This window comes from Stenotrophomonas sp. 10N36 (assembly GCF_056395005.1).
In genome coordinates this window covers 56,269-77,846 of sequence record NZ_JBFTIS010000003.1, presented here as the reverse complement: position 1 = coordinate 77,846, position 21,578 = coordinate 56,269, and the positions used below count along the sequence as shown (strand labels likewise).

Annotated in this window: 16 protein-coding genes and 1 pseudogene; 5 read left to right on the top strand and 12 right to left on the bottom strand. The window is 67.2% G+C overall.

The genetic code is table 11. The annotated features are described in order from the left end of the window. Positions 1–84 precede the first annotated feature (84 nt). Complete coding sequence (locus AC1DCJ_RS05320) at positions 85–1,092, top strand: LacI family DNA-binding transcriptional regulator (RefSeq protein ID WP_137190577.1); 1,008 nt, start codon at positions 85–87, stop codon at positions 1,090–1,092. Positions 1,093–1,101: 9 nt separating this feature from the next. Here AC1DCJ_RS05320 and AC1DCJ_RS05315 read toward each other — a convergent pair whose 3' ends face one another. Next, positions 1,102–2,373, bottom strand: coding sequence for a sugar MFS transporter (locus AC1DCJ_RS05315; RefSeq protein WP_320488762.1), 1,272 nt, complete (start codon positions 2,371–2,373; stop codon positions 1,102–1,104). A 411-nt stretch (positions 2,374–2,784) separates the two neighbouring features. Between AC1DCJ_RS05315 and AC1DCJ_RS05310 the strand changes: the two genes are divergently transcribed. The 3 genes from AC1DCJ_RS05310 to AC1DCJ_RS05300 all read left to right on the top strand — a co-directional run bounded on the left by AC1DCJ_RS05310 (position 2,785) and on the right by AC1DCJ_RS05300 (position 8,564). Then, on the top strand, positions 2,785–5,784 hold the full coding sequence (locus tag AC1DCJ_RS05310; RefSeq protein WP_478070297.1) for a TonB-dependent receptor: 3,000 nt from the start codon (positions 2,785–2,787) through the stop codon (positions 5,782–5,784). A gap of 19 nt (positions 5,785–5,803) precedes the next feature. Beyond that, positions 5,804–6,811, top strand: a complete 1,008-nt coding sequence (locus AC1DCJ_RS05305; protein WP_478070296.1) for a cupin-like domain-containing protein — start codon at positions 5,804–5,806, stop codon at positions 6,809–6,811. Between the two features lie 166 nt (positions 6,812–6,977). Further along, on the top strand, positions 6,978–8,564 hold the full coding sequence (locus AC1DCJ_RS05300) for a sensor domain-containing diguanylate cyclase (protein WP_478070295.1): 1,587 nt from the start codon (positions 6,978–6,980) through the stop codon (positions 8,562–8,564). A 37-nt stretch (positions 8,565–8,601) separates the two neighbouring features. Here AC1DCJ_RS05300 and AC1DCJ_RS05295 read toward each other — a convergent pair whose 3' ends face one another. From AC1DCJ_RS05295 to AC1DCJ_RS05270, 6 genes and pseudogenes are all read right to left on the bottom strand, one after another. After that, entirely contained in the window at positions 8,602–9,474 is an 873-nt protein-coding gene (locus AC1DCJ_RS05295) for an energy transducer TonB (protein ID WP_428710676.1), read from the bottom strand. A gap of 57 nt (positions 9,475–9,531) precedes the next feature. Further along, positions 9,532–11,268, bottom strand: a complete 1,737-nt coding sequence (gene aceK / locus AC1DCJ_RS05290) for a bifunctional isocitrate dehydrogenase kinase/phosphatase (protein ID WP_478070294.1) — start codon at positions 11,266–11,268, stop codon at positions 9,532–9,534. Between the two features lie 582 nt (positions 11,269–11,850). After that, on the bottom strand, positions 11,851–12,210 hold the full coding sequence (locus tag AC1DCJ_RS05285) for a hypothetical protein (RefSeq protein WP_038685821.1): 360 nt from the start codon (positions 12,208–12,210) through the stop codon (positions 11,851–11,853). 50 nt (positions 12,211–12,260) lie between these two features. Then, positions 12,261–12,674, bottom strand: a pseudogene (locus AC1DCJ_RS05280) (roadblock/LC7 domain-containing protein); the annotation flags it as partial. Then, positions 12,667–13,215 carry a GTP-binding protein gene (locus AC1DCJ_RS05275; protein ID WP_478070293.1) on the bottom strand — a complete coding sequence of 183 codons (549 nt, stop codon included), beginning with the start codon at positions 13,213–13,215 and terminating at the stop codon, positions 12,667–12,669. The gene AC1DCJ_RS05275 and the pseudogene AC1DCJ_RS05280, both read right to left, overlap by 8 nt. A 1-nt stretch (position 13,216) precedes the next feature. Further along, positions 13,217–14,173 (bottom strand): hypothetical protein, encoded by a 957-nt coding sequence (locus AC1DCJ_RS05270; RefSeq protein ID WP_478070292.1) that lies wholly within the window; start codon positions 14,171–14,173, stop codon positions 13,217–13,219. 351 nt (positions 14,174–14,524) lie between these two features. On the opposite strand from AC1DCJ_RS05270, the gene AC1DCJ_RS05265 reads away from it, so the two are divergent. Next, positions 14,525–15,376 (top strand): hypothetical protein, encoded by an 852-nt coding sequence (locus AC1DCJ_RS05265; protein ID WP_478070291.1) that lies wholly within the window; start codon positions 14,525–14,527, stop codon positions 15,374–15,376. Between the two features lie 167 nt (positions 15,377–15,543). Here AC1DCJ_RS05265 and AC1DCJ_RS05260 read toward each other — a convergent pair whose 3' ends face one another. The 5 genes from AC1DCJ_RS05260 to AC1DCJ_RS05240 all read right to left on the bottom strand — a co-directional run bounded on the left by AC1DCJ_RS05260 (position 15,544) and on the right by AC1DCJ_RS05240 (position 21,389). Next, positions 15,544–17,769, bottom strand: a complete 2,226-nt coding sequence (locus AC1DCJ_RS05260; RefSeq protein ID WP_141057784.1) for an NADP-dependent isocitrate dehydrogenase — start codon at positions 17,767–17,769, stop codon at positions 15,544–15,546. Positions 17,770–18,008: 239 nt separating this feature from the next. Next, on the bottom strand, positions 18,009–18,512 hold the full coding sequence (locus AC1DCJ_RS05255) for a hypothetical protein (protein WP_038685817.1): 504 nt from the start codon (positions 18,510–18,512) through the stop codon (positions 18,009–18,011). A gap of 44 nt (positions 18,513–18,556) precedes the next feature. Beyond that, positions 18,557–18,850, bottom strand: a complete 294-nt coding sequence (locus AC1DCJ_RS05250) for a LysM peptidoglycan-binding domain-containing protein (RefSeq protein WP_038685816.1) — start codon at positions 18,848–18,850, stop codon at positions 18,557–18,559. Between the two features lie 232 nt (positions 18,851–19,082). Then, on the bottom strand, positions 19,083–19,901 hold the full coding sequence (queF, locus tag AC1DCJ_RS05245; RefSeq protein ID WP_141057786.1) for an NADPH-dependent 7-cyano-7-deazaguanine reductase QueF: 819 nt from the start codon (positions 19,899–19,901) through the stop codon (positions 19,083–19,085). A 156-nt stretch (positions 19,902–20,057) separates the two neighbouring features. Next, entirely contained in the window at positions 20,058–21,389 is a 1,332-nt protein-coding gene (locus tag AC1DCJ_RS05240; protein ID WP_448136902.1) for a M20 family metallopeptidase, read from the bottom strand. Positions 21,390–21,578 lie beyond the last annotated feature (189 nt).

Genomic DNA, 21,578 nt, shown 5'->3' with positions numbered 1-21,578 from the left:
GGCCTGCCTCGGCAACCTCCCGGTGATGTTGCCGCACTACCATCGGCAACTGCCGACCTGCCCCCACATAGGATCTACCGCACCATGCGTAGTCGAATCGAGGATGTCGCCGCAGTTGCGGGCGTTTCGATCAAGACCGTGTCCCGCGTGCTCAACAACGAGCCCAACGTGCGCGCCGAAACGCGCGAGCGGGTCACCGCGGCCGTGGCGCGGCTGGGCTACAAGCCCAACCTGTCGGCACGCAGCCTGGCCGGGCAGCGCTCCTATGCACTGGCGCTGGTTTACAACAATCCGTCGCGCAACTACCTGATGGAAATCCAGAACGGCATGCTCGAAGCCTGCCACGCCACCCACTACAACCTGATCCTGGGGCCGGTCGGCGTCGGCCGCAGCACCCTGCCCGACCTGGCGGCCCTGTTCGAGAATTCGCGTCCCGATGGCGTGGTGCTGATTCCACCGTTGACCGACGATGCGGTGGTGCTGGCCTATCTGGAAGAGCACGACATTCCCTTTTCCAGCATCGCCCCGCGCCACCCGGACGGCCGCATCGGCGTGCGCATGGATGAAACCACGGCCGTGGTGGAACTGATGGGCCACCTGGTGGCACAGGGCCACCGCCGCATTGGCCACATCAAGGGCCCGCGCGCGCACGGTGCCTGCCAGTGGCGCCTGGCCGGCTACCGCCAGGCGCTGCGCGAGCACGGCATCGCCTACGACCCGGGCCTGGTGGTCAACGGGCAGTTTTCGTTCGAATCCGGGATCGAGGCGGCCAATACGCTGCTCGACCTGGCGCAGCCGCCCACCGCCATCTTCGCAGCCAACGATGACATGGCCGCCGCGGTCTACCGCGTGGCCGGCCAGCGTGGCCTGCGCGTTCCGCGTGACCTGTCGGTGTGCGGCTTCGATGACACGCCGATCGCCGGGCATATCTACCCGGCGCTGACCACGGTGCGGCAGCCCACCTCGCACATGGGCCGGCTGGCCACCGAACAGCTGATCGACCACATCCGCTCACCCGACGCCGGCCGCATGGTCACGGTGGACCATGCGGTGCTGGTGCGCGAATCGACCCAGGCGCCGCGGCGGCGCTGAGGCGCGCGGTTACGCGGCGTGGCGCGAGCCCCGCCACGCGTAGAACACGATGTACAGGTAGCACAGCATCGGCAGCAGGAACGACAGCTGCAGGCCGTGGTTGTCGGCCACCCAGCCCATCGCCAGCGGTACCACCGCACCGCCCACGATGGCCATCACCAGCAGGCTGGAGCCCTTGCCGGTCAGCGCGCCCAGCCGCGCGATGGCGAGCGCGAAGATGGTCGGGAACATGATCGAGTTGAACAGCCCGATGCTGACCACCGCCCACTTGGCCAACCCGCCGCCGGCCAGCATGGTGACCGCCAGCAGCGCCATCACCACCAGCGCGAAGATGCCCAGCAGGCGGCGCGGGTCGAGCCGTGCCAGCAGCACGGTGCCGACCAGACGCCCGACCAGCGCACCGCCCCAGTACAACGACACATACCGGGTGGCTTCCTGCTCGGTGAGCCCTTCGCCGATGCCCGGCATCGACAGGAAGTTGACCAGCACGCTGCCGATGGACACTTCGGCGCCCACGTAGAAGAAAATCGCCAGCACGCCGTAGCGCAGGTGCGGATGCCGCAGCGCGTCCCGGATGCGCCCGCCGGTGGCGCCTTCTTCCACGCCCGGGATGGCCGGCAGGCGGAACATCCAGATGGCTGCGGCCAGCACGAACAGCGCCACCGCCAGGCCGAAGTACGGCAGCTGCACCGACTGCGCTTCGGCGGCGCGGTAGGCCAGCGCCTCGGCCTGCGGCAGCAGCGCCAGGGCTTCATCGGTGCGCGGTTCGGCCGACAGGATCAGCAGGCCGCCAAACAGCGGCGCCAGCGTGGTGCCCAGTGCATTCATCGACTGCGCCAGGGTCAGCCGGCTGGACGCGGTCTGCTCCGGTCCCAGCAGCGCCACGTACGGGTTGGCCGCCACCTGCAGCACGGTGATGCCGGTGGCGAGCACGAACAACGCCGCCAGGAACAACCCGTACACATGCGCATGCGCGGCCGGCCAGAACAGCAGCGCGCCCACGCCGGCAATGGCCAGCCCGGCCACGATGCCACGCTTGTAGCCCACGGCCGCGACCAGCCGTCCTGCCGGCAGCGACATCAGGAAGTACGCACCAAAGAAGGTGAACTGCACCAGCATTGCCTGCACCCAGGTGAGCGCGAAGGCGGCCTTGAGGTGCGGAATGAGGATGTCGTTGAGGCAGGTCAGGAAGCCCCACATGAAGAAGATCGCGGTGACCACCGTCAGCGCCACGCGGTTGCTTTGCACGTGTTGCCCGCGCACTGCAGCAGGGTTGTCCATTGCATGTCCTTGTTGAAGGGTATGCCAGCCATTCGGCGGCCACACATGGAACCCGCTTCGTCATCGATTGTCCAGCGCTGTCAGCAGACAGGACATGGGCGGCACGGCAGCCTGCGTGGGGCATCCGCGCAGTTTCGTTCTGCACTGCACAACGCTGCCGGCATGCTGCAGCGGCAGCACGGGATACCGCAGGAAACACGCCGCAGGCCCTGCGCCACGGTGCTTTACCGGTCGTCGATACGGCCCGGATGACAGCGCTGGACGTGGCGCCCGTACCGGTGGGATCGGCACTGGCAGGGTCGTTTGTTGACAACGCTGTCAACGATGGCCCCCAATCCGGCCCGTGTGCTGTTGAACCGTGCCATCACGCCGTAGGACGCCATTATCGATTTCCCTGGGGAGGGAGCTTTCATGAAGACGTACAAGGTCGTACCCCGCAAGGCGATGCTCACTTCCGCGCTGCTGGCCGTGCTGGCCAGCCCTGCCTGGGCACAGGATCCGGCCCGCCCGGCCACGGGCGAGGCGCCCGACCCGACCACGCTGGACGCGGTGCAGGTCACCGGCATCCGCGGCAGCCTCACCTCGTCGATGAACCTCAAGCGCGACAGCCAGGGCGTGGTCGATGGCATCGTCGCCGAGGACATCGGCAAGTTCCCCGATACCAACCTGGCCGAATCGCTGCAGCGCATCAGCGGCGTGTCGATCGACCGTACCTCCAGCGGCGAAGGGTCCAAGGTGACCGTGCGCGGCATCGGCCCGGACTTCAACCTGGTGCTGCTCAACGGCCGCCAGATGCCCGCGTCCAACCTGGGCAACGGCGGTGGCGGCCTGTCCGGCTCGCGCTCGTTCGATTTCGCCAACATCGCCTCCGAATCGATCTCGGCGGTGGAGGTGTACAAGACCACCCGCGCCGACAATCCCACCGGCGGCATCGGCGCCACCATCAACATCAAGACGCTGCGCCCGCTGGAGGCCGAGCCGGTGATCAGCCTGGGCCTGAAGGCGGTCAACGACAGTTCCAACGACAACCTGCCGCGTACCCTGCAGGGCGCCAACATCACCGGCGAGCTGTCGGGCATCTTCAGCCAGCGCTACGCCGACGACCGCTTCGGCGTAACCCTCAGCGCCAGCCACCAGGAGCGCGATTCGGGCTTCAACCAGGCCACCGTGGCCGAGGGCTGGGCCACCTTCCAGGGCAGCGAAAGCAGCGACTGGCGCGCGCTGCCGCAACCCGGCCAAGGCTATTCGGACCGCATCCAGAACCGTCCCGACGCCACCGACATCTACGGCCGCCCGCAGAACACCGCCTACAACGTCAACGGCGTGCAGCGCCAGCGCACCAACGCCCAGGCCACCCTGCAGTGGAAGCCGGCCGACAACGTCACCACCACGCTGGACTACACCTACGTGGAGAACAAGGTGCAGCAGCAGCGCAGCGAGTTGTCGGTGTGGTTCAACTACGGCCCCGGCGACAGCACCTGGACCAATGGTCCGATCGCGGCGCCGATCATCTACAGCGAAGACATGGTCAACTCGGACGTGTCGATGGGCGGCATGAAGCTGGCCACCAAGAACAGCATGGACTCGCTGGGCTTCAACGTGGCCTGGGAAGTCAACGACGCGTTGAACCTGTCCTTCGACGTCCACAATGCCACCGCCGAATCGCAGCCGGACAGTCCGTATGGCTCGGCCGGCGTGCTGGGCGTGGCCGCCTTCGTGCGCGGCAAGACCACCGTGGACTACAGCGGCGACCTGCCGATCATCAACATCGCGCTGCCACCGGGCGGCGTGCAGGCCAACCAGGCGCTGGTCACCGGTTCGGTGTTCCAGAACAGCTACAACAAGTCCAAGGTGCAGCAGTACCAGGGCAGCGGTACGTTCAAGTTCGCCGACTATTCCGCGCTGGATTTCGGCGTCGGCCATACCAAGGTGGAGAACCGCTCGGCCTCGGCGATCATGCAGCGCGACAGCTGGGGCGGGCTGGGCAGCCCGGCCGACTATGACGACAGCATCTGGTACGCCGACGACATGGCCAAGTACTTCGATGCGTTCTCCGGGCACAGCGCCCCCCGCCTGACCGGCCAGTTCCTCGTATTCGATTTCGACCGCCTGCGCGAGCGTGCAGGCCAGGTGGCCGCCAATGGCGAGCCACCCTGCCCCACCTGCTACCTGGCGCCCACCGAGTACACCGAAGACATCCGCACCACCGAAACCTCCAAAAGCGCCTACCTGCAGTACCGCACCACCTTCGACTGGTCGATGCCGCTGCATGTGGCCGCCGGCGTGCGCTACGAGCAGACCGAGGTGGAATCGACCGCGCTGGTGCGCGTACCGACCAGCATCAACTGGGGCTCGGCCAACGAGTTCAACCTGGGCTATGCGGCCGAGGGCACCTTCATCGGCGGCAAGGGCAAGTACGACTACGTGCTGCCCAACGTGGACCTCAAACTGGACATCACCGAGGCGCTGGCGCTGCGCGGCAGCTACAGCCGCAGCATCGGTCGCCCCGGCTGGACCCAGATCGACAGCGGCCGCCGCTTCGACAACATCGTGCGCACCCAGGGCGGCACCGGCTCGCGCGGCAATCCCGGGCTGGAGCCGCTGCTGGCCGACAACTTCGACCTGTCGCTGGAGTGGTACTACGGCGAATCCAGCTACGCCTCGCTGGGCTTCTTCCGCAAGAACATCAAGAACTTCATCAGCAACACCATCGTGCGCGACACCAGCGCCGGGCTGCACACCCCGGTGGGCGGCACCTACTGGAACGAAGCGCTGGCCTCGGGCTGCGGGGTCACCGACATGCCCTGCATCCGCGATTACATCTTCGCCAACCACGACGGCGACCCGGGCGTGACCGCCACCGGCACCAACTCGGCCGGCCAGCGCACCGGCACCATCGTCGGCCAGCCCGGCGACCCGGTCGCCGGGTTCGACATCACCGTGCCGGCCAACCAGCGCTCGGACCACCTGGACGGCTGGGAACTGAGCGTGCAGCAGCTGTTCGGGCAGACCGGCTTCGGCCTGGCGGCCAACTACACCAAGGTGAAGTCCGGCCTGACCTTCGACAACCTGAGCCTGGGCGACCAGTACCCGATGATCGGCTTGAGCGACTCGGCCAACCTGGTGCTGTTCTACGAGAAGTACAACTGGCAGGTGCGTGCGGCCTACAACTGGCGCGACAAATTCCTCAACGGCATCGGCGGGCAGGGCCCGAACCCGAACTACACCGACGCCTATGGCCAGCTGGACCTCAACATCAGCTACGCGGTGAGCGACCAGCTCACGCTGAGCCTGGAGGCGATCAACCTGACCGACGAAACCATGCGCACCTACGCGCGCCACACCAACATGCTGCGCTACGCCACCCAGACCGGGCCGCGTTACATGTTCGGGGTACGCTACAAGTTCTGAGCACAGGAACCACGGCGCGATGACAGGCCGGATCGAGGAAGTGCATGGGCTGGACCCGGCGCAGCTGCACACGCAGCTGCCCGGCTGGACCACGCCCAAGGTGCTGCGCGGGCTGGTGGCACACTGGCCGATGGTGGCTGCGGCACGCACATCGGCGGCCGCAGCGGTGGCACACCTCAAGCAGTTCGACCACGGCCAGCTGCCGGTCACCGCCACCACGGCGCCGCCCCAGGCGCAGGGCCGGCTGTTCTACAACGCGGACATGAGCGGCTTCAACTTCCGACGTGAGCAGATCGCCCTGAAGGTGGTGCTCGACACCCTGCTCAAGTACCAACCCGACCCCGACCCGCCCGGCATCTACGTGGCTTCGACCACGCTGGACAGCTTCCTGCCCGGTTTCAGCACGTGCAATCCGTTGGCGCTTGGAGTGGACGACCCGCTGGCCAGCATCTGGATCGGCAACCGCTCGCGCATTGCCGCCCACCAGGATGTACCGGACAACCTGGCCTGCGTGGCCGCCGGCCGGCGCCGGGTGACCCTGTTCGCACCGGAGCAGATCGACAACCTGTACATCGGTCCGCTGGATTTCACCCCCGCCGGCCAGGCCATCAGCCTGGTCGACTTCGCCGCACCGGACCTGCAGCTTTTTCCGCGTTTTGCCCAGGCGTTGGCACATGCGCAGGTGGCCGAGCTGGGCCCGGGCGATGCGGTGTTCATCCCCTCGCTGTGGTGGCACCACATGGAAGGGCTGGACACGTTCAACGTCCTGGTGAACTACTGGTGGCGTCCGGTGCCGGCATGGATGGATGCGCCCATGAACGCGTTGATGCTGGCCATGCTGGCGCTGCGCGAGTTGCCACCGCAGCATCGCGAACAGTGGCGTGCCGTCTTCGACCATTACGTGTTCCATGCCGACCCGGATACCGCCGCACATGTCCCCGCCCACGCGCGCGGCGTGCTGGGCGCGCTGGATGCGAACACGGCCGCACAGGTGCGCAGCGTGCTGCGCCGACGTCTGGACCGCTGAACGCGTGCGGGTGCGCGCTTCACCCACGGCGCGCCGTAATCCGCAATAATCCGCGGCGTGATCCGTAGTACGCCCGGGGGTGGGATGTTGCGCTCCTGATTGCTCCATCGCTGCCGTTCCATCCGGATCCCGGCTGGCGCTGCACCCTGCCCGTCCGAAGCCCCGCATGCGCCCGTTTTCCACCCGCCTCAACCTTGGCAAGCTGATCCTTGGCCTGGCCCTGCTCAGTGCCGTGGTGGCGCTGGCCAATACCCTGCACGCCAGTTACCGGGTGCAGCGCGAGCAGTTGATCGGCACCACCCTGGAAGCCAACCGGGTGTATGCCAGCAAGCTGGCCGAGACCACCCAGAACTTCATCCAGTCCGCGCAGCAGCAGCTGGCCTACAGCGCCACCGCGCTGGGCCAGCGCGCGCACGACCGCCGCGAGCTGGAGGCCGAAGCGGCACGCCTGCAGCTGCAGACCAACAGCTTCAACTCGGTGTTGATCGTCGACCCGGCCGGCACCGTGCTGGCCACCTCGCCGCAGAGCCTGGCCCTGCAGGGCGTCACCCTCAACAGCCGCGGCAACAAGGATGCGCTGGACCGGCGCGCGCCATTCATCAGTGACCCCTACCAGTCGGCCACCGGGCGCCTGCTGGTGGCCATCTCCCATCCCGTCTTCAGCGCGCAGGGCCAGTACCAGGGCTACGTCAGCGGCACCATCTACCTGCGCGAGCGCAGCATCCTGCAGACGCTGCTGGGCAAGCATTACTACCGCGACGGCTCCTACCTGTACGTGGTCGACCGCAACGGCCGCATCCTGTACCACATCGAACCCAACCGGGTGGGCCAGTTCGCGATGGAGAACCCGGCGGTGCTGGCGGTCAGCAAGGGCCACACCGGCGCCCAGCAGGTGCGCAACAGCCACGGCGTGCAGATGCTGGCCGGCTATGCGCCGGTGCCGATCGTCGGCTGGGGCGTGGTGGCCCAGCGTCCCGCCGATGCCACGCTGGCGGCCTTGTCCACGCTGATGAAGGCGGTGATCTGGAATGCGATTCCGCTTGGCGTGCTGTCGCTGCTGATTACCTGGTGGTTCGCGCGGCGCATCTCGCTGCCGCTGTGGCAGCTGGCGCGCAACGTGCAGAACCGCGACACCGGCATCGCCATCCGCCATGTCACCGGCATCCGCGCGTGGTACTACGAGGTGGCGCACCTCAAGCAGGCCCTGCTGTACAGCTTCAACCTGTTGCAGGACCGCATCGGCAAGCTCAACCGCGCCAGCATGACCGACCCGCTGACCGGGCTGCAGAACCGCCGCGGCCTGCAGCAGGGCCTGGAAGACTGGCAGGCGCGCGGGCAGCCGTTCGGGATCATCGCGCTGGACATCGACCGCTTCAAGACCATCAACGACCGTTTCGGGCATGCGGTGGGCGATGCGGTGATCCTGCGCATCGCGCAGCTGATGCGCGACGACTCGCGCGACACCGACCTGCTCTGCCGCAACGGCGGCGAAGAGTTCCTGATCCTGCTGCCGGGCATCGACACCGAGGCGTCCGCACGCATCGCCGAACGCCTGCGCGTGCAGGTGGCGGCCGAAGTGTTCGAGGAGGTCGGCTCGGTCACGGTGTCGCTGGGCGTGGCCCACTACCCCAGCTATCACGACGATCCGCAGCAGGCGCTGCGGCTGGCCGACAAGGCGCTCTACATGGCCAAGGAACAGGGCCGCAACCGCACCGTGGTGCACCCGGCGCCGGAAAGGCGCGGTCCGAACTGAGGGCGCCGCCCGCCCCGGACTGCATGGCCGGGGGTGTTCAGGTGCCTGGCGGGGTCAGCAGCTGCGGCCCGGTGGGGGTTGCGTCAGCCATGTACACCCCGCCCGCTGGCAGCAGGCCGCCGGCATCATCGGCGAGCGCCCGATCCGCACGCCAGGGCGCCTGCTGGCGGGGTCCGGGAACGTAGACGTCCCACGCGCCATAGCGGACATCCTCGCCGTGGAAGGCGAAGCTCACCGGCACCCGCACCGTCCAGTCGTTGGCGTCCTTGTCCATGCCGGTGGTTGGCGCGCGGAAGCTCCAGCTACGCGCAGCGGCCATCGACGCGCGCGCCAGCACATCCCGCATGCGCTGCATCTCCGCCCCCCTGGCCACCACCTTCATGTTCACCTGTTCGGTGGCCACATCCAGTACGTGCCCGTCACGACCAATCTTCAGCAGCAGCAGAACATCACCGCGTCCGCCGATCGACGCGACACTGTCAGGGTAGGACGGCGGCCGCATGGTCAGGGCGGTCACGGTATCGGTGGCAGCGGGATCGTAGTGGTCGAAATTAGCCGCCAACAGGGTGAGCAGGGTAGCGCCATCGGGCTGTGACTTGCCGCCAATGCGCAGGGTGACGGGCGTACGCATGCGGACCGGGCGTCCGTCTTCGGTGCCGGGCGCGAAGCGCCATGCGTTCACCACCCGGTCGACGAAGCCGGCGATGGGAACGGGCACGTCGTCGCGCTGGTCCAAAGCAAAGCCTTCCACCTGGCCTTCCGGACCCACATCGACGGTCCCGGACAGCACCATGCTGGCTTCGGCCTGGGCGCGTATCGTGCGCTCGCTCTGCGCGGCAGCCTCGGGAAGCGCGGCCATGCCGATCGCGCCGATCGCCAACGCCATCGCAAGAATATGGAATGAACGCATCGCACCTGCTCCTTGTGGACGGCGCTGAGCGTAGCGCAGGGCTGGCAGGGTTTCCAATCAGGCCAGTCGCTGGCCTGAGGCATAAGGCGGCGTATCAGGAAAATCACCGGCGGCGAAGCGTGCCTGCAGGCCTTGCCACCATGCAGGATCGAACAGGTGCGCGAAGTGCTCGCGCACGGCCGCCAGCTCGGCCCCCGGCAAGCCCATGAACATCCAGAATCGCTCGGGAAACACATCGCGCGGGCCGATCTGGAACCATGGCTCGTCGGCCAGCGCTTCCTCTGCATTGCGGGGCGTGGGCCAGGCGCGGAAGGTGCAGTCACTGACCAGGCACAGTTCGTCGTAGTCGTAGAACACCGCACGCCCATGCCGGGACACGCCGAAGTTCTTCGGCAGCATGTCGCCGGGGAAGATGTTGTTGCGCGCCATGTCGGTGATCGCCTGGGCGTAGTCCAGTGCCGCGTTGCGCCGGGCCTCGCTGGCCTGCTCGCGCAGGTACAGGTTGAGCGGGCGGAACCGGCGCTGCACGTAGCACAGCGTCACCACCACGTCGTCGCCGTCCTCGCTGACGCTGCTGCGGCATTGCGTCAACAGCTCGTCCAGCAGTGCCGGGGCGAAACGCGCACGCGGAAACCGCAGGTGGCGGTAAGGCTGCGCATCCAGCAGCCGACCCACGCGGTCCAGGTTGAAGACCAGCGCGTACTTCTCTTCCACCTGCTGCCGGGACATCGCCTTGGGCCAGGCGAAGCGGTCGCGGATGAGCTTGAACACCAGCGGATAGCTGGGCAGCGTGAACACCGCCATGACCATGCCCGGGGTGCCATCGGCATGCACCAGCTGCTCGGTGGGGTGGTCCTGGAAGTGCCGGAAGAAGGTGCGATAACGCTCGGTCTTGCCCTGCTTGGCACGCCCCAGCACGGTGTAGATTTCATCGATGGGCTTGCCCGGCAGCAGGCTGCGCAGGAACACCACCGCATCGCCCACCGTAGCCAGGTCGGCCTGGAAATAGCTGCGCGATACGCCGAACAGGTGCGCCACGTCGCGGCGCCGGGTCAGCACGGCCTCGGCGCGCAGGCCATGCTGGTCGTTGACCAGTGCGATCACGCACGGCGAGAAGCGATGCTCGCCGAACACGCGTCCCACCAGGTAGGCGCGGCGTTCGCGGTAAAACACGGTGTCCAGCAACTCGATACTGCGCACCGGGTAATCGCCCCAGTGTGCCAGGTCGTCCTGCAGCCGCACCGCGATCGCCGCCGCGCAGCGCAGCTGGTGCGCATACGGAACGTCGAAGCGGTAGTCACCCAGTACCCGCAGCAGGGCTTCGGCCGGGCGCGTGGCCGACAGGGTGTAGCTGTGGCGGGCGACCGGATGGGTGATCGCGTCGGACGGCTCGACATCCATGGCCATGAACTCGATGGCCGCATCCACGCCCTGCGTGGCGAACAGCCGCCGTGCCAGGGTGTTGTAGAAGGTCTTGTACAGCTCGGCATCGATCAGGCCGTCCAGCAGCGCGGCGTAGGCCTGGCGTACGTGCAGCCACAGTGTGCGGGTGCCGACCTGCTCGCCTGCGCCGCGGCGCAGGGCATCCACGGTCTGGGCGATGCAGTGGTCATACAGGCCGATGCGTTCGACGGCGTCCTGCCGGGCACCGGCCCAGTCACGCGTTTCAAAGCGCAGCCGCGCCCGCTGCGTGACGGCCGCAAAGCGCGCGTGGTACTGCTCGAAGCCATCGCGGATCAGCAGCGCCAGCGTTGTGGCCAGCGTGCCGGGATCAGGAATATCGGCGGCTGCCATTCATCGCACCGAAGGGACCAGCGGTCACCATACGACAGCCGCCGCGGCCTGCGGTAGCAGGAAAAAGGTTCTTCTCCCCTCTGAGGGGAGCGTCTTGTTGCAAGTGCCGTCGCAGAGGGAGCACAGCGCGACGCGGGTGGCTTGGTGTGCAGGCGCCGTTTGGATCGTCTGGCGTCTTCGATCGGGCGGGTCGCGAGCGTGAGGGCCCCGCAGCAGCCGGTAGGGCCCTGGTGCAAATGTCCCCCGGCCGCAGGGCGGCCTCCTCCTTTATTTTGCCCAGGAGCCTACCGGCTGCTACGGGGCTCGGCTTGCGGTGCGGGCGGGGAGCCGGGTTTTTGATGGCCGTCGGTGGGTCGGGCGCTGGGCCCCCATGCCCTTGGAGGCGAAACAAAGGAGGAGGTGGCGGCCGCAGGCCGACGCCGGGGGCGTCGCCGGAAAGGGCATGGGGGCCCAGCGGCCGACCCACCAACGGCCGCGCCTGGAAAGGGTCAAAAGCACGTTTCTGATTGCCCCGCATAGCGACGGAGACCAAAAAAAACGCCGCCGGCCGCCACCACGGCGCGGCCGACGGCGGAGGGAACCTTACAGCGCCAGTTCGGCTTCCACGTCCTGCACCTTGCGGCGTGCCAGGGCGAGGTTGGACTTGTTGCGGTCCAGGACCAGGTACAGGAACAGGCCCTTCTTGCGCGAGACCGGGCGCAGGATGTGGTACGCCTTGCCCAGCGAGATCAGGATGTCTTCGATGGTGTCGTTGAGATTGAGCGACGCGGCCGTCTTCATCTTGGCCCGGATCACCTCGGTGTTGCCTGCCGCCGCCACTTCCATGTCCATCCCCGAACCGGCCTCCCCCAGCAGCATGCCGCTTTCGTAGTCGACCAGCGCCACCGCCTGCGCGCCATCGATGGTCATCAGCGCGTTCAAGGTATCGTCGAGTCCTGCCATGTTGCACCCCGTTGGTTGTCGAGCCCCGTGTTCCCCTGCGGATCGGCTCGTGATCCGCTGAGTTCGGCCATGATGTTGCGGCCACATTCCTTCGCACTCCACAGCACCTTGCCGATCACGCAGCGCGCGTCGCAGGCGGTCATCAGCAGCAGCGGCGCCGGCGTTGCAGGCAGGGCCAGCATCAGCACCTTGCCCTCGCCGGCTTCCAGCATCAGCACTTCCAGTTCGCCCAGCGCCAACTCGCGCCCCACCGCGGCGGCCAAGGCCAGCATCGCGCTGGTCATCGCGGCCAGGCGCTCGCCATTGCCGTGCGTGCCTGCCGCCGGCACCAGCGCGAAACCATCCACGCTGGCCAGCACCACGCTGCGCACCCCGTTGATGTCATCGGCAAAGCCCTGCAGGTGGTGGCCCAGGCGCGCGCGCAGGGCCGGGTCGAGACGGCGTGCATCGTGTCCATCAGCCATGCGCAGCCACCAGCGCACCGGCTTCCATTTCGCTCATCAGTACGTCCATCAGGCACAGCCCCTGTTCGCGATCGCGTGCGTCCACCGGCACCACAGGCAGCCAACGGCCCTGCTGGCCGGTGTGTACCGCGCAGGCCTCCAGGTCGAACTGCGGGGCCAGGTCCAGCCGCGACACACCGATCACCGCCGGCACCTGCGCAGCGTGCTGCCGCAACACCGCCAGGTACGCGGCCAGCTCGTCGGCCACGGTGTCGCGGGTGGCATCCAGCAGCAGCACCACGCCACTGGCCCCCTGCAGCAGGATCGGCCAGAGGAAATCGAACCGCTGCTGCCCGGGCGTGCCATACAGACGCAGGCGGTCGCCATTGGGAAGGTCGATGTCGGCGTAGTCCATCGCCACCGTGGTCGACGCCTTGTCCGCGCCCTGGCGGCCGCTGTTGTGCACATCGGTGTTGATCACCGCACCGGCGGCGATGGCGCGCACCAGCGTCGATTTTCCACACCCCATGCTGCCCATCACCACGATCTTGTGTTCGCGCACGTCAGCCCCCGCTGCGCTGGCGCACGCTGCGCCACATCCGGGCCAGCAGACCGCCGGCATCGCTGCCGCCGATGAACCGGCTGCCACCGGCCGGTGCCTCCAGCGCAGCGTAACCGCACAGGTAGGCCGGATGCACGAAGGCGCGTACCGCGTCGCCGGAAATGTCCAGCAACGACGCACACTCGTCCACGCTGCAGGCGCGTTTCAGCAGCAGCGAACACAGCCGGAAGCTGTCGTGCTGGTGGCCCAGCACGCGGAAATCCGGCCAGCGCAGCAGGCGCACCCGTGCGTGCTGTTGCAGGCGTACATCCAGGTCGTGCCAATGCGCCGGGTGCTGGCCCCAGTGCCACAACAGCGGACGCAGCGACTGCCGCGGCAGCTCACCGGCCAGTTGCTGGTAGCGCTTGGCGGCGATGCCATGCAGCGCCAGCTGTTCGAAATCATCGGAGAGCAGCTGCGCCAGCTCGGCATTGCCGCTGCCGTCAGGCACCACCATCTGGTCCTGCTCGAAATCCAGCAGCAGCACCGGCAACCCCTTCAAGGCCAGCACCGCATGCCCGTGCCGGGACTGCAGGCTTTCGCGCAGCGCGCGGGTGATCGCCTTGGCGCCGCGTGCCGCGCAGGGCTCTTCGATCGGCACAACGATTGGCGCGGCGGGCATCTGGCGCAGTGCGTGCTCGATGGCATGGTCGTCCAGCACCGCGTCCTCATCGCCCTGGCCATACCGCAGGTGGCCATCCTGGTCTTCAATCCAGAACTGGATCTTCGGCCGCTCGCGCACCATCCGCAGTGCGGCGTTGCGTAACGCGGGCGTGTCCTTGATCACCAACAGATCGCAGTCATCCAAGTCACGGCAGCTGCGCACGGTGTCGGCCGGCAATGCCGCGGCCGAGCGCAGGCGCTGCAACAAGGCGTGCTCCCCCTGGATATCCGATCCGACCACCAGCACCCTGGCCATCGCCTTCCCCTGCGTTGTGAGAGATCACACTTACTGCAGAAAAGATCGTCGATAGGCTATGCCATCGATACCGGGGCTTAAGTGATGCATCGCACAGATTGAAGTGACGTTTCTGCACAGCCCGTGGGTGGCCAGACGCTGTGGCGACAAGGCAAGTTCCGTACCACTCGCATTGACGCGGCCTTCATGCCCGCGGGCGTGCCTCGATGGACGTCTCAGTTCGGACGCCTGCGGAAGCCGCGCGACAGGATGCGATAGAGTCGTTGCGTATCGGTGGGTCCAGCGGGCATGCAGGGAGGCAATGGGATGCGGGGCATGACACATGCAGGCGCCTGGTTCGCCGGTGCGCTGTTGGTGCTGGTGATGGGTGTGGTGGCCTGGAGCGTGCTGCACAGGCAGCCCGGCGCGCAGGCCGCAGCGACCCACATGCCCACGCCGCCGCCGCGGCACGCGGCACTCTCTGCCCATGCCGTCGCCGCACTGCCGATGTCCACTGCGTCCTTGGCACGCATGGCCGAAGAGGCCAACGCGGAACTGGCGCAGCTCAACATCGCGGCGCAGGCCGGTGACCGCTTGGCGCAGCGCACCCTCGCCGAGCGCTATGAGCACTGCACGATGGTCAACCTGGCGCGCGCGGAATATCTTCGTGGCGTTGAGCATCTGGCCGGCGGGGCGTTCGATCCGACGGCGGGCCCGGCCATCATCGATGCCGGGCACCGCATCTTCGCCCGCTGCGGCGGCAAGGAGGGGCTGCACTATCCGCTCACCGCCACGAGGACGTTGCGCAGACAGGCAGCCGCCCAGGGCGACCTTGCATCGCAGGCATGGCTGCATATGTCCACGCAGGCCCCCTTGGACAAGGCCGACTACCTGGAATTGATCGAACAGTCGATCGCCGCCGACGATCTGGACGCCCTGAACTACCTGGGTCAGATGGCCTACCGCTACGACGATGGCAGCCAACCGGTCTCGGGCGAGCTGGCCGGGTACGCGTTGCAGATTGCCGCGTGCCGGCGCGGCGCCGATTGCGTGGCCGGTGGCCCGCTGATGGATCAGTTCTGCCAGATGGGGGCGTGCGGCAGCGGCGACTACGAGCAGGTGGTTCGCAACGAGCTGCTGCAGTCCGACCAGCTCGCGGGGCTCGATGCGGCCATTGAGCGGCTCACGCCGTTGTTCCCGGCGCCGGTGGCCACGCGGCGGTAGCGCCGAGATGGGCAGCCACCCATGGGGTGGCTCTACCCCCGGGGTGGTTGCGTGCGGTTGGATAGGGGCGGGGTGCCGGTGCATCGGGGCGGGTCAACGAAGCCCAACAAAAAACCCGCGCCGAAGCGCGGGTTTTCGTCGATCACCGCAGGTGCGGCGTCGAGACCTTACAGCGCAGCCAGCGCGCTGTTGAAGGTGCTGCTCGGGCGCATCGCAGCCGAGGCCTTGGCCACGTCCGGGCGGTAGTAGCCGCCGATGTCGACGGCCTTGCCCTGCACCGCGGCCAGCTCTTCCACGATCTTCTGCTCGTTGTCGGCCAGTGCCTTGGCCAGCGGGGCGAAGCGGGCCTTCAGCGCGGCATCGTCGTCCTGCGCGGCCAGGGCCTGGGCCCAGTACAGCGCGATGTAGAAGTGGCTGCCGCGGTTGTCGATGCCACCCAGCTTGCGCGACGGCGACTTGTCGTTGTCCAGGAACTGGCCGTTGGCCTGGTCCAGGGTCTTGGCCAGCACCGTGGCACCGGCGTTGTCGTAACGGTTGCCGAGGTGTTCCAGCGAGGCGGCCAGGGCCAGGAACTCGCCCAGCGAATCCCAGCGCAGGTAGTCCTCTTCCACGAACTGCTGCACGTGCTTGGGGGCCGACCCGCCGGCACCGGTCTCGAACAGGCCGCCACCGGCCATCAGCGGCACGATGGAGAGCATCTTGGCGCTGGTGCCCAGCTCCATGATCGGGAACAGGTCGGTGAGGTAATCGCGCAGCACGTTGCCGGTCACCGAGATGGTGTCCTCGCCCTTGCGGATGCGGTCCAGCGAGAACGCCGTCGCTTCCACCGGGGTCAGGATGCGGATGTCCAGGCCGGTCGTGTCGTGGTCCTTCAGGTAGGTCTCCACCTTGGCGATCACCTGCGCGTCGTGCGCACGTGCGGCATCCAGCCAGAACACCGCCGGGGTGTTGCTCAGGCGGGCACGGTTGACGGCCAGCTTCACCCAATCCTGGATCGGGGCATCCTTGGTCTGGCACATGCGCCAGATGTCACCGGTCTGCACGGCGTGTTCGAACACCACGGCGCCCGCCTCGTCGGTGACGCGCACGGTGCCGTCGGCCGGGATCTGGAAGGTCTTGTCGTGCGAGCCGTATTCCTCGGCCTTCTGCGCCATCAGGCCGACGTTGGGCACCGAGCCCATGGTGGCCGGATCGAACGCGCCGTGGGTGCGGCAATCGTCGATGACGGCCTGGTACACACCGGCATAGCAACGATCAGGGATGACGGCCTTGGTGTCCTGCAGCTTGCCGTCGGCATTCCACATGCCACCCGAATCGCGGATCATCGCCGGCATCGAGGCGTCGACGATGACGTCGCTGGGCACGTGCAGGTTGGTGATGCCCTTGTCGGAGTTGACCATCGCCAGGCCCGGGCGCTTGCCGTATTCGGCAGCCAGGTCGGCCTTGATGGTTTCCTGCAGCGCTTCAGGCAGCTGCGGCAGGCGCGCGTAGAGATCGCCGATGCCGTTGTTGGGATCGAAGCCGGCCTGCTTGAGCACGTCGGCGTGCTTGGCCAGCACGTCCTTGTAGAACTCTTCGACGACCACGCCGAACATGATCGGGTCGGAGACCTTCATCATGGTGGCCTTGAGGTGCAGCGAGAACAGCACGCCCTTGGCCTTGGCGTCGGCGATCTGCGCCTGCACGAAGCTGGCCAGCGCGTTGCGGCTCATCACGGCGGCATCGACGATCTCACCGGCCTTGACCGCGGTCTTTTCCTTCAGCACGACGGTGGTGCCATCGGCCTGCTGCAGTTCGATCTTCAGGCTGCCGGCGGTAGCCAGCGTGGCCGACTTTTCGCTGCCGTAGAAATCGCCGCCGTCCATGTGCGACACATGCGACTTGGACTCGGTGGACCACTTGCCCATGCGGTGCGGGTGCTTGCGCGCGTAGTTCTTCACCGACAGCGGTGCGCGGCGATCGGAATTGCCTTCGCGCAGCACCGGGTTCACCGCGCTGCCCTTGACCTTGTCATAGCGCGCCTTGATGTCGCGCGAGACGTCGTCGGTGGGCACGTCCGGGTAGTTCGGCAGGGCAAAGCCCTGGTCCTGCAGTTCCTTGATGGCCGCCTTCAGCTGCGGCACCGAGGCGCTGATGTTGGGCAGCTTGATGATGTTGGCGTCCGGGGTGGTCGCCAGCTGGCCCAGTTCGGCCAGGTGGTCCACTTCCTTCTGCGCGTCCTTCAGGTAATCCGGGAACAGCGCCAGGATGCGGCCGGACAACGAGATATCACGGGTTTCAACGGCGATGCCGGCGGTGGCGGTGTAGGCCTCGACGATCGGCAGCAGCGACTGGGTTGCCAGGAACGGGGCTTCATCGGTAAGCGTGTAGAGAATCTTGGGCGAACTGGACATGGGGGACGGAGGCTCTCTTGCGGATCTGATGAGTGACCGCGCCGGGTGGGGCGCGCTGCGGGAAACTCCCGCATTGTCGCGTTTTAAGCCCCCCGGAGCAAAGCCGGGCCATACGCGAACGTATTGGAACACTGTGGTGCGGCCAGCTTCGTATCATCTGAAACCAGCACATAAAAAAGACGCAGCCTCGCGGCTGCGTCCATCGTGAGCCTGTTGCCGGGAGAGAGTCGGCTGGCGGCTTACTTGACCTCGAACTCTTGCGGCGTTCCTGCCGCCTTACCATCTACCGTGACTTCCGCGCGGTACTTGCCCGCCGGCCAGCCCTTGGCATTCTTGAAGGTGACGTTGGTGGTGTCGGCACCGGTGGTGTTGAGTGCCTGGTTCTGCTCACCGGCCACCTGCCCGTCCTGGAACGTCAGCTTGGCGGCCACGTTGGCGTTGTTGGCCGCGCCGTCAGTGCGTACCGAGACGATGATGTCGTCCTTCGGTGCGAACAGCGCCACCGTTGCCACGCTCTTGTCGGCGGCCGCGGTCTTGCCCACCGTTACGGCGGTCACGTTCACGCCGGCTGCCGCGGCCATCGGCTCGGGCGCCGCAGGCGTCATCGGTGCCGGTTCGGCCGGGGTCATGGCCGCCGGTTGCGCGTTGTTGTCGGCGGTGTCTTCTTTCTTCTTGCAGCCGGCCAATGCCACGGTGGCCAGCAGGGCAGCGAGAACGGCAGTACTGATGGATGTCTTCTTCATGTAATTCCTCCCTGGGAATTCAGTGGACTACAAGCAAGGGTGACTCAGGCTTTGGGCGGCAACTTGAGGGTCTGGCCGGGGAAAATCTTGTCCGGGTCCTCGAGTACGTCACGGTTGGCCTCGAAGATCTTCTTCCAGGCGTTGGCATCGCCCAGTTCCTGCTTGGCGATCTTCGACAGCGAGTCGCCCTTCTGCACGGTGTAGGTGCCTCCTACCTTTTCGGCGGTGCTGTCCACCGAAGCGGTAACGCCGGAGAAATCCGCCTTTTCGACCTTCTGCGCGGTGCTGTCCACGCTGGAGGTGACACCGGAGAAATCGGCCTTCTTATCGGTACTCATCCACACACTCCCGTCTTCATTGACGACATGGAACGGACGGTGTCACAGCGGGTGTTAATAGGGCATGGCGTGGATGTGAAGACGCGCGGAACGGCGACGGGCGGCCACGTTGCCCGGGGGGTAGAGCCACCCCATGGGTGGCTGGGCGTGGTGCCGGGTTCCGGGGCAGCGACCCGTGGGGTCGCTCTACCAGGCGGTGCCGGGTTCCCGGGCAGCGACCCGTGGGGTCGCTCTACTGGCGCAGGTCGCGGACGGTGCGGGCCGGCAGTTCGATGCCCGGGCTGGCCCGCCACGGGTTGATGTCCAGGCCGCCGCGGCGGGTGTAGCGCGCTTCCACTTCCAGCCATTGGGGTGCACAGCGCTGGGTGATTTCGCTGAAGATCCGCTCCACGCACTGCTCGTGGAATTCGGCGTGCTCGCGGTAGCTGACCAGGTACTTCAGCAGCCCCTCGCGGTCGATCTGCGGCCCGTGGTAGCGGATGCTCACACTGGCCCAGTCCGGCTGGCCCGTTACCGGGCAGTTGGATTTCAGCAGCGCCGAACTCAACGTCTCGGTCACCACCTGGGCGGCGTCGGCCGACAGGAATTCCGGCGCCGGCGGCCCATAGCGCTCGATTGCCACATCCAGCTCGTCCAGCGATTCGCCCTCGGCCTCCTCGACCAGCATCGGCACCCCGAACCGCACCGTCACCACCGCCCCGGCGCACCCGGACAGATCGGCGGTGATCCGCAGCCGCGCCGCCTCGTCATCGTCGAAGCGCGTGCTGTTGAGCGAATTGAGGTACAGCTTGAACGACTTGGATTCGATCAGATTGGGCGACGTACACGGCACGCTGACCGTGGCCACCGCCACGCGCGGCTTGCCGCGCCGGTCCAGCCAGCTCAGCTCATAGGCCTGCCAACGGTCATGCCCGACGAACGGCAGCGCCGCCTCGTCCAGACCGATCTCTTCACGCGCGCCACGGCGCGGAATGGGAAACAGCAGCGCGGAATCGTACTGCGACGGGTAAGCAACCTCGCGACCGAGGCTGGAGTCCTGGGGGGTATTCATCGCCCCATTTTACGCCGGCAGGGGCGCGGCGTCTGGCGGCGAAAACAGACGGGCATGGCGACCGCGGGTCATTGCGCTCCCAGGCGGCGGGAGGGCCGTAACCCGCCCGCCTGCGCTGGTTTTCGCCCCGGCCAGCGGCCGGGGCCTACCGTCGTTTTACCCTGCCGCCGGCGCCGGCGCCGCCGTCCCGTTGAGATAATCCAGGCTCACCTGCAGCAACGCCCGCAGGCCCACGTCCAGCGCCTTCTCATCCAGCAGGAACTTCGGCGAATGGTTGGCCGGCGCCGTGGCCGGATCGATCCCCTCGCTCGTCGACCCCACGAAGAAGAACAGCCCCGGCACCTCCTTGGCGTACAGCGAAAAGTCCTCCGCCCCCATCTGCAGCGGCGGCTCGTACACATTGTCCTTGCCCACCACCGCCTGCAGGCTTGGCAGCATCCGCGCGGTCAGCGCCGGATCGTTCACCGTCGCCGGATTGCCCTCGGACTCGTAGATCTCCGTCACCGCCTTGGCCCCGTGCGCCGCCGCCGTGTGCTCGGCCACATTGCGCAGGTCGGCGAAAATCTGCTGCCGCATCCCCTCGTCGAACGTTCGGATCGTCCCCACCATCTCCACCTCGTCGGGAATGATGTTGTAGCGGATACCGCCCTTGATCGCCCCGAAGGTCAGCACCGCCGGCTGCTTGGACAGGTTCGCCCGCCGGCTCACGATCGTCTGCGCCGTTCCCACCAGATCGGCCGTCGCCACGATCGGGTCCACCCCGTTCCACGGCGCCGACCCGTGCGTCTGCCTCCCGATCACCTTGATCCCGAACCGGTCCGAGGCGGCCATCAACGGCCCCCCGCGCACCGCGATCTGCCCGGCCGGCACGCTCGAAAACACATGCAGCCCGAACACCGCCTCCGGCTTGAAGTCGGCAAACAGCCCCTCCTTCAGCATCAACGCCGCACCGCCCTCTTCCGGCGGCGGCGCCCCTTCTTCAGCGGGCTGGAAGATCAGCATCACCTCGCCCGGCAGGTTCGCCTGCATCTTCACCAGCGCGTCGGCCACCCCCAGCAGCGTGGCCGTATGCGCATCGTGCCCGCAGGCGTGCATCACCCCCACCGGCTCGCCGCGGTAGGTACTGGTGGCCTTGGACGCAAACGGCAGCCCGGTCTGCTCGGTCACCGGCAGCGCGTCCATGTCCGCGCGCAGCGCGATCCGCGGGCCCGGCTTGCCACCCTTGATGATCGCCACCACGCCATGGTGGGCGATCCCGGTTTTCGGTTTCAGCCCCATCGCGCGCAACTGCTCGGCCACCTTGGCCGACGTCCGCTCCTCGCGGTTGGACAGCTCCGGGTGCTGGTGGAAATCGCGCCGCCAGTCGACCACCTTGGCCTTCAGCCGGGTGGCCGCCGCCGTCACTTCCGGGCGCTCGGCGGGGGTGGCCGCGGCCAGCGCGGGGCAGGCAAGCAGCAGGGCGGACAGCAGCAGCGACAGACGAGGCATTGCACATCTCCACGGACGAACAGGACGGTCGAACCTGAATGTAGGGCATCGGCGCACTTGCTGCTGTAACTTTCTGCCCCCGCAGGCGTTCATTCATGGAACCCGGCCGGTCACATCCGGTCTGATCGCCCGTCCCATCCGTCATGCATGAAAGCTCCCGGGCGACGGGTATGCTTTGCACCAGCCATT

Bases quoted from the DNA above. Each gene is read 5' to 3' on its own strand.
- queF (WP_141057786.1), bottom strand. From the start codon at position 19,901: ATGAATACCCCCCAGGACTCCAGCCTCGGTCGCGAGGTTGCTTACCCG.
- AC1DCJ_RS05250 (WP_038685816.1), bottom strand. From the start codon at position 18,850: ATGAGTACCGATAAGAAGGCCGATTTCTCCGGTGTCACCTCCAGCGTG.
- AC1DCJ_RS05300 (WP_478070295.1), top strand. From the start codon at position 6,978: ATGCGCCCGTTTTCCACCCGCCTCAACCTTGGCAAGCTGATCCTTGGC.
- AC1DCJ_RS05320 (WP_137190577.1), top strand. From the start codon at position 85: ATGCGTAGTCGAATCGAGGATGTCGCCGCAGTTGCGGGCGTTTCGATC.
- AC1DCJ_RS05285 (WP_038685821.1), bottom strand. From the start codon at position 12,210: ATGGCAGGACTCGACGATACCTTGAACGCGCTGATGACCATCGATGGC.
- aceK (WP_478070294.1), bottom strand. From the start codon at position 11,268: ATGGCAGCCGCCGATATTCCTGATCCCGGCACGCTGGCCACAACGCTG.
- AC1DCJ_RS05260 (WP_141057784.1), bottom strand. From the start codon at position 17,769: ATGTCCAGTTCGCCCAAGATTCTCTACACGCTTACCGATGAAGCCCCG.
- AC1DCJ_RS05295 (WP_428710676.1), bottom strand. From the start codon at position 9,474: ATGCGTTCATTCCATATTCTTGCGATGGCGTTGGCGATCGGCGCGATC.
- AC1DCJ_RS05240 (WP_448136902.1), bottom strand. From the start codon at position 21,389: ATGCCTCGTCTGTCGCTGCTGCTGTCCGCCCTGCTGCTTGCCTGCCCC.
- AC1DCJ_RS05305 (WP_478070296.1), top strand. From the start codon at position 5,804: ATGACAGGCCGGATCGAGGAAGTGCATGGGCTGGACCCGGCGCAGCTG.
- AC1DCJ_RS05270 (WP_478070292.1), bottom strand. From the start codon at position 14,173: ATGGCCAGGGTGCTGGTGGTCGGATCGGATATCCAGGGGGAGCACGCC.
- AC1DCJ_RS05315 (WP_320488762.1), bottom strand. From the start codon at position 2,373: ATGGACAACCCTGCTGCAGTGCGCGGGCAACACGTGCAAAGCAACCGC.
- AC1DCJ_RS05255 (WP_038685817.1), bottom strand. From the start codon at position 18,512: ATGAAGAAGACATCCATCAGTACTGCCGTTCTCGCTGCCCTGCTGGCC.
- AC1DCJ_RS05310 (WP_478070297.1), top strand. From the start codon at position 2,785: ATGAAGACGTACAAGGTCGTACCCCGCAAGGCGATGCTCACTTCCGCG.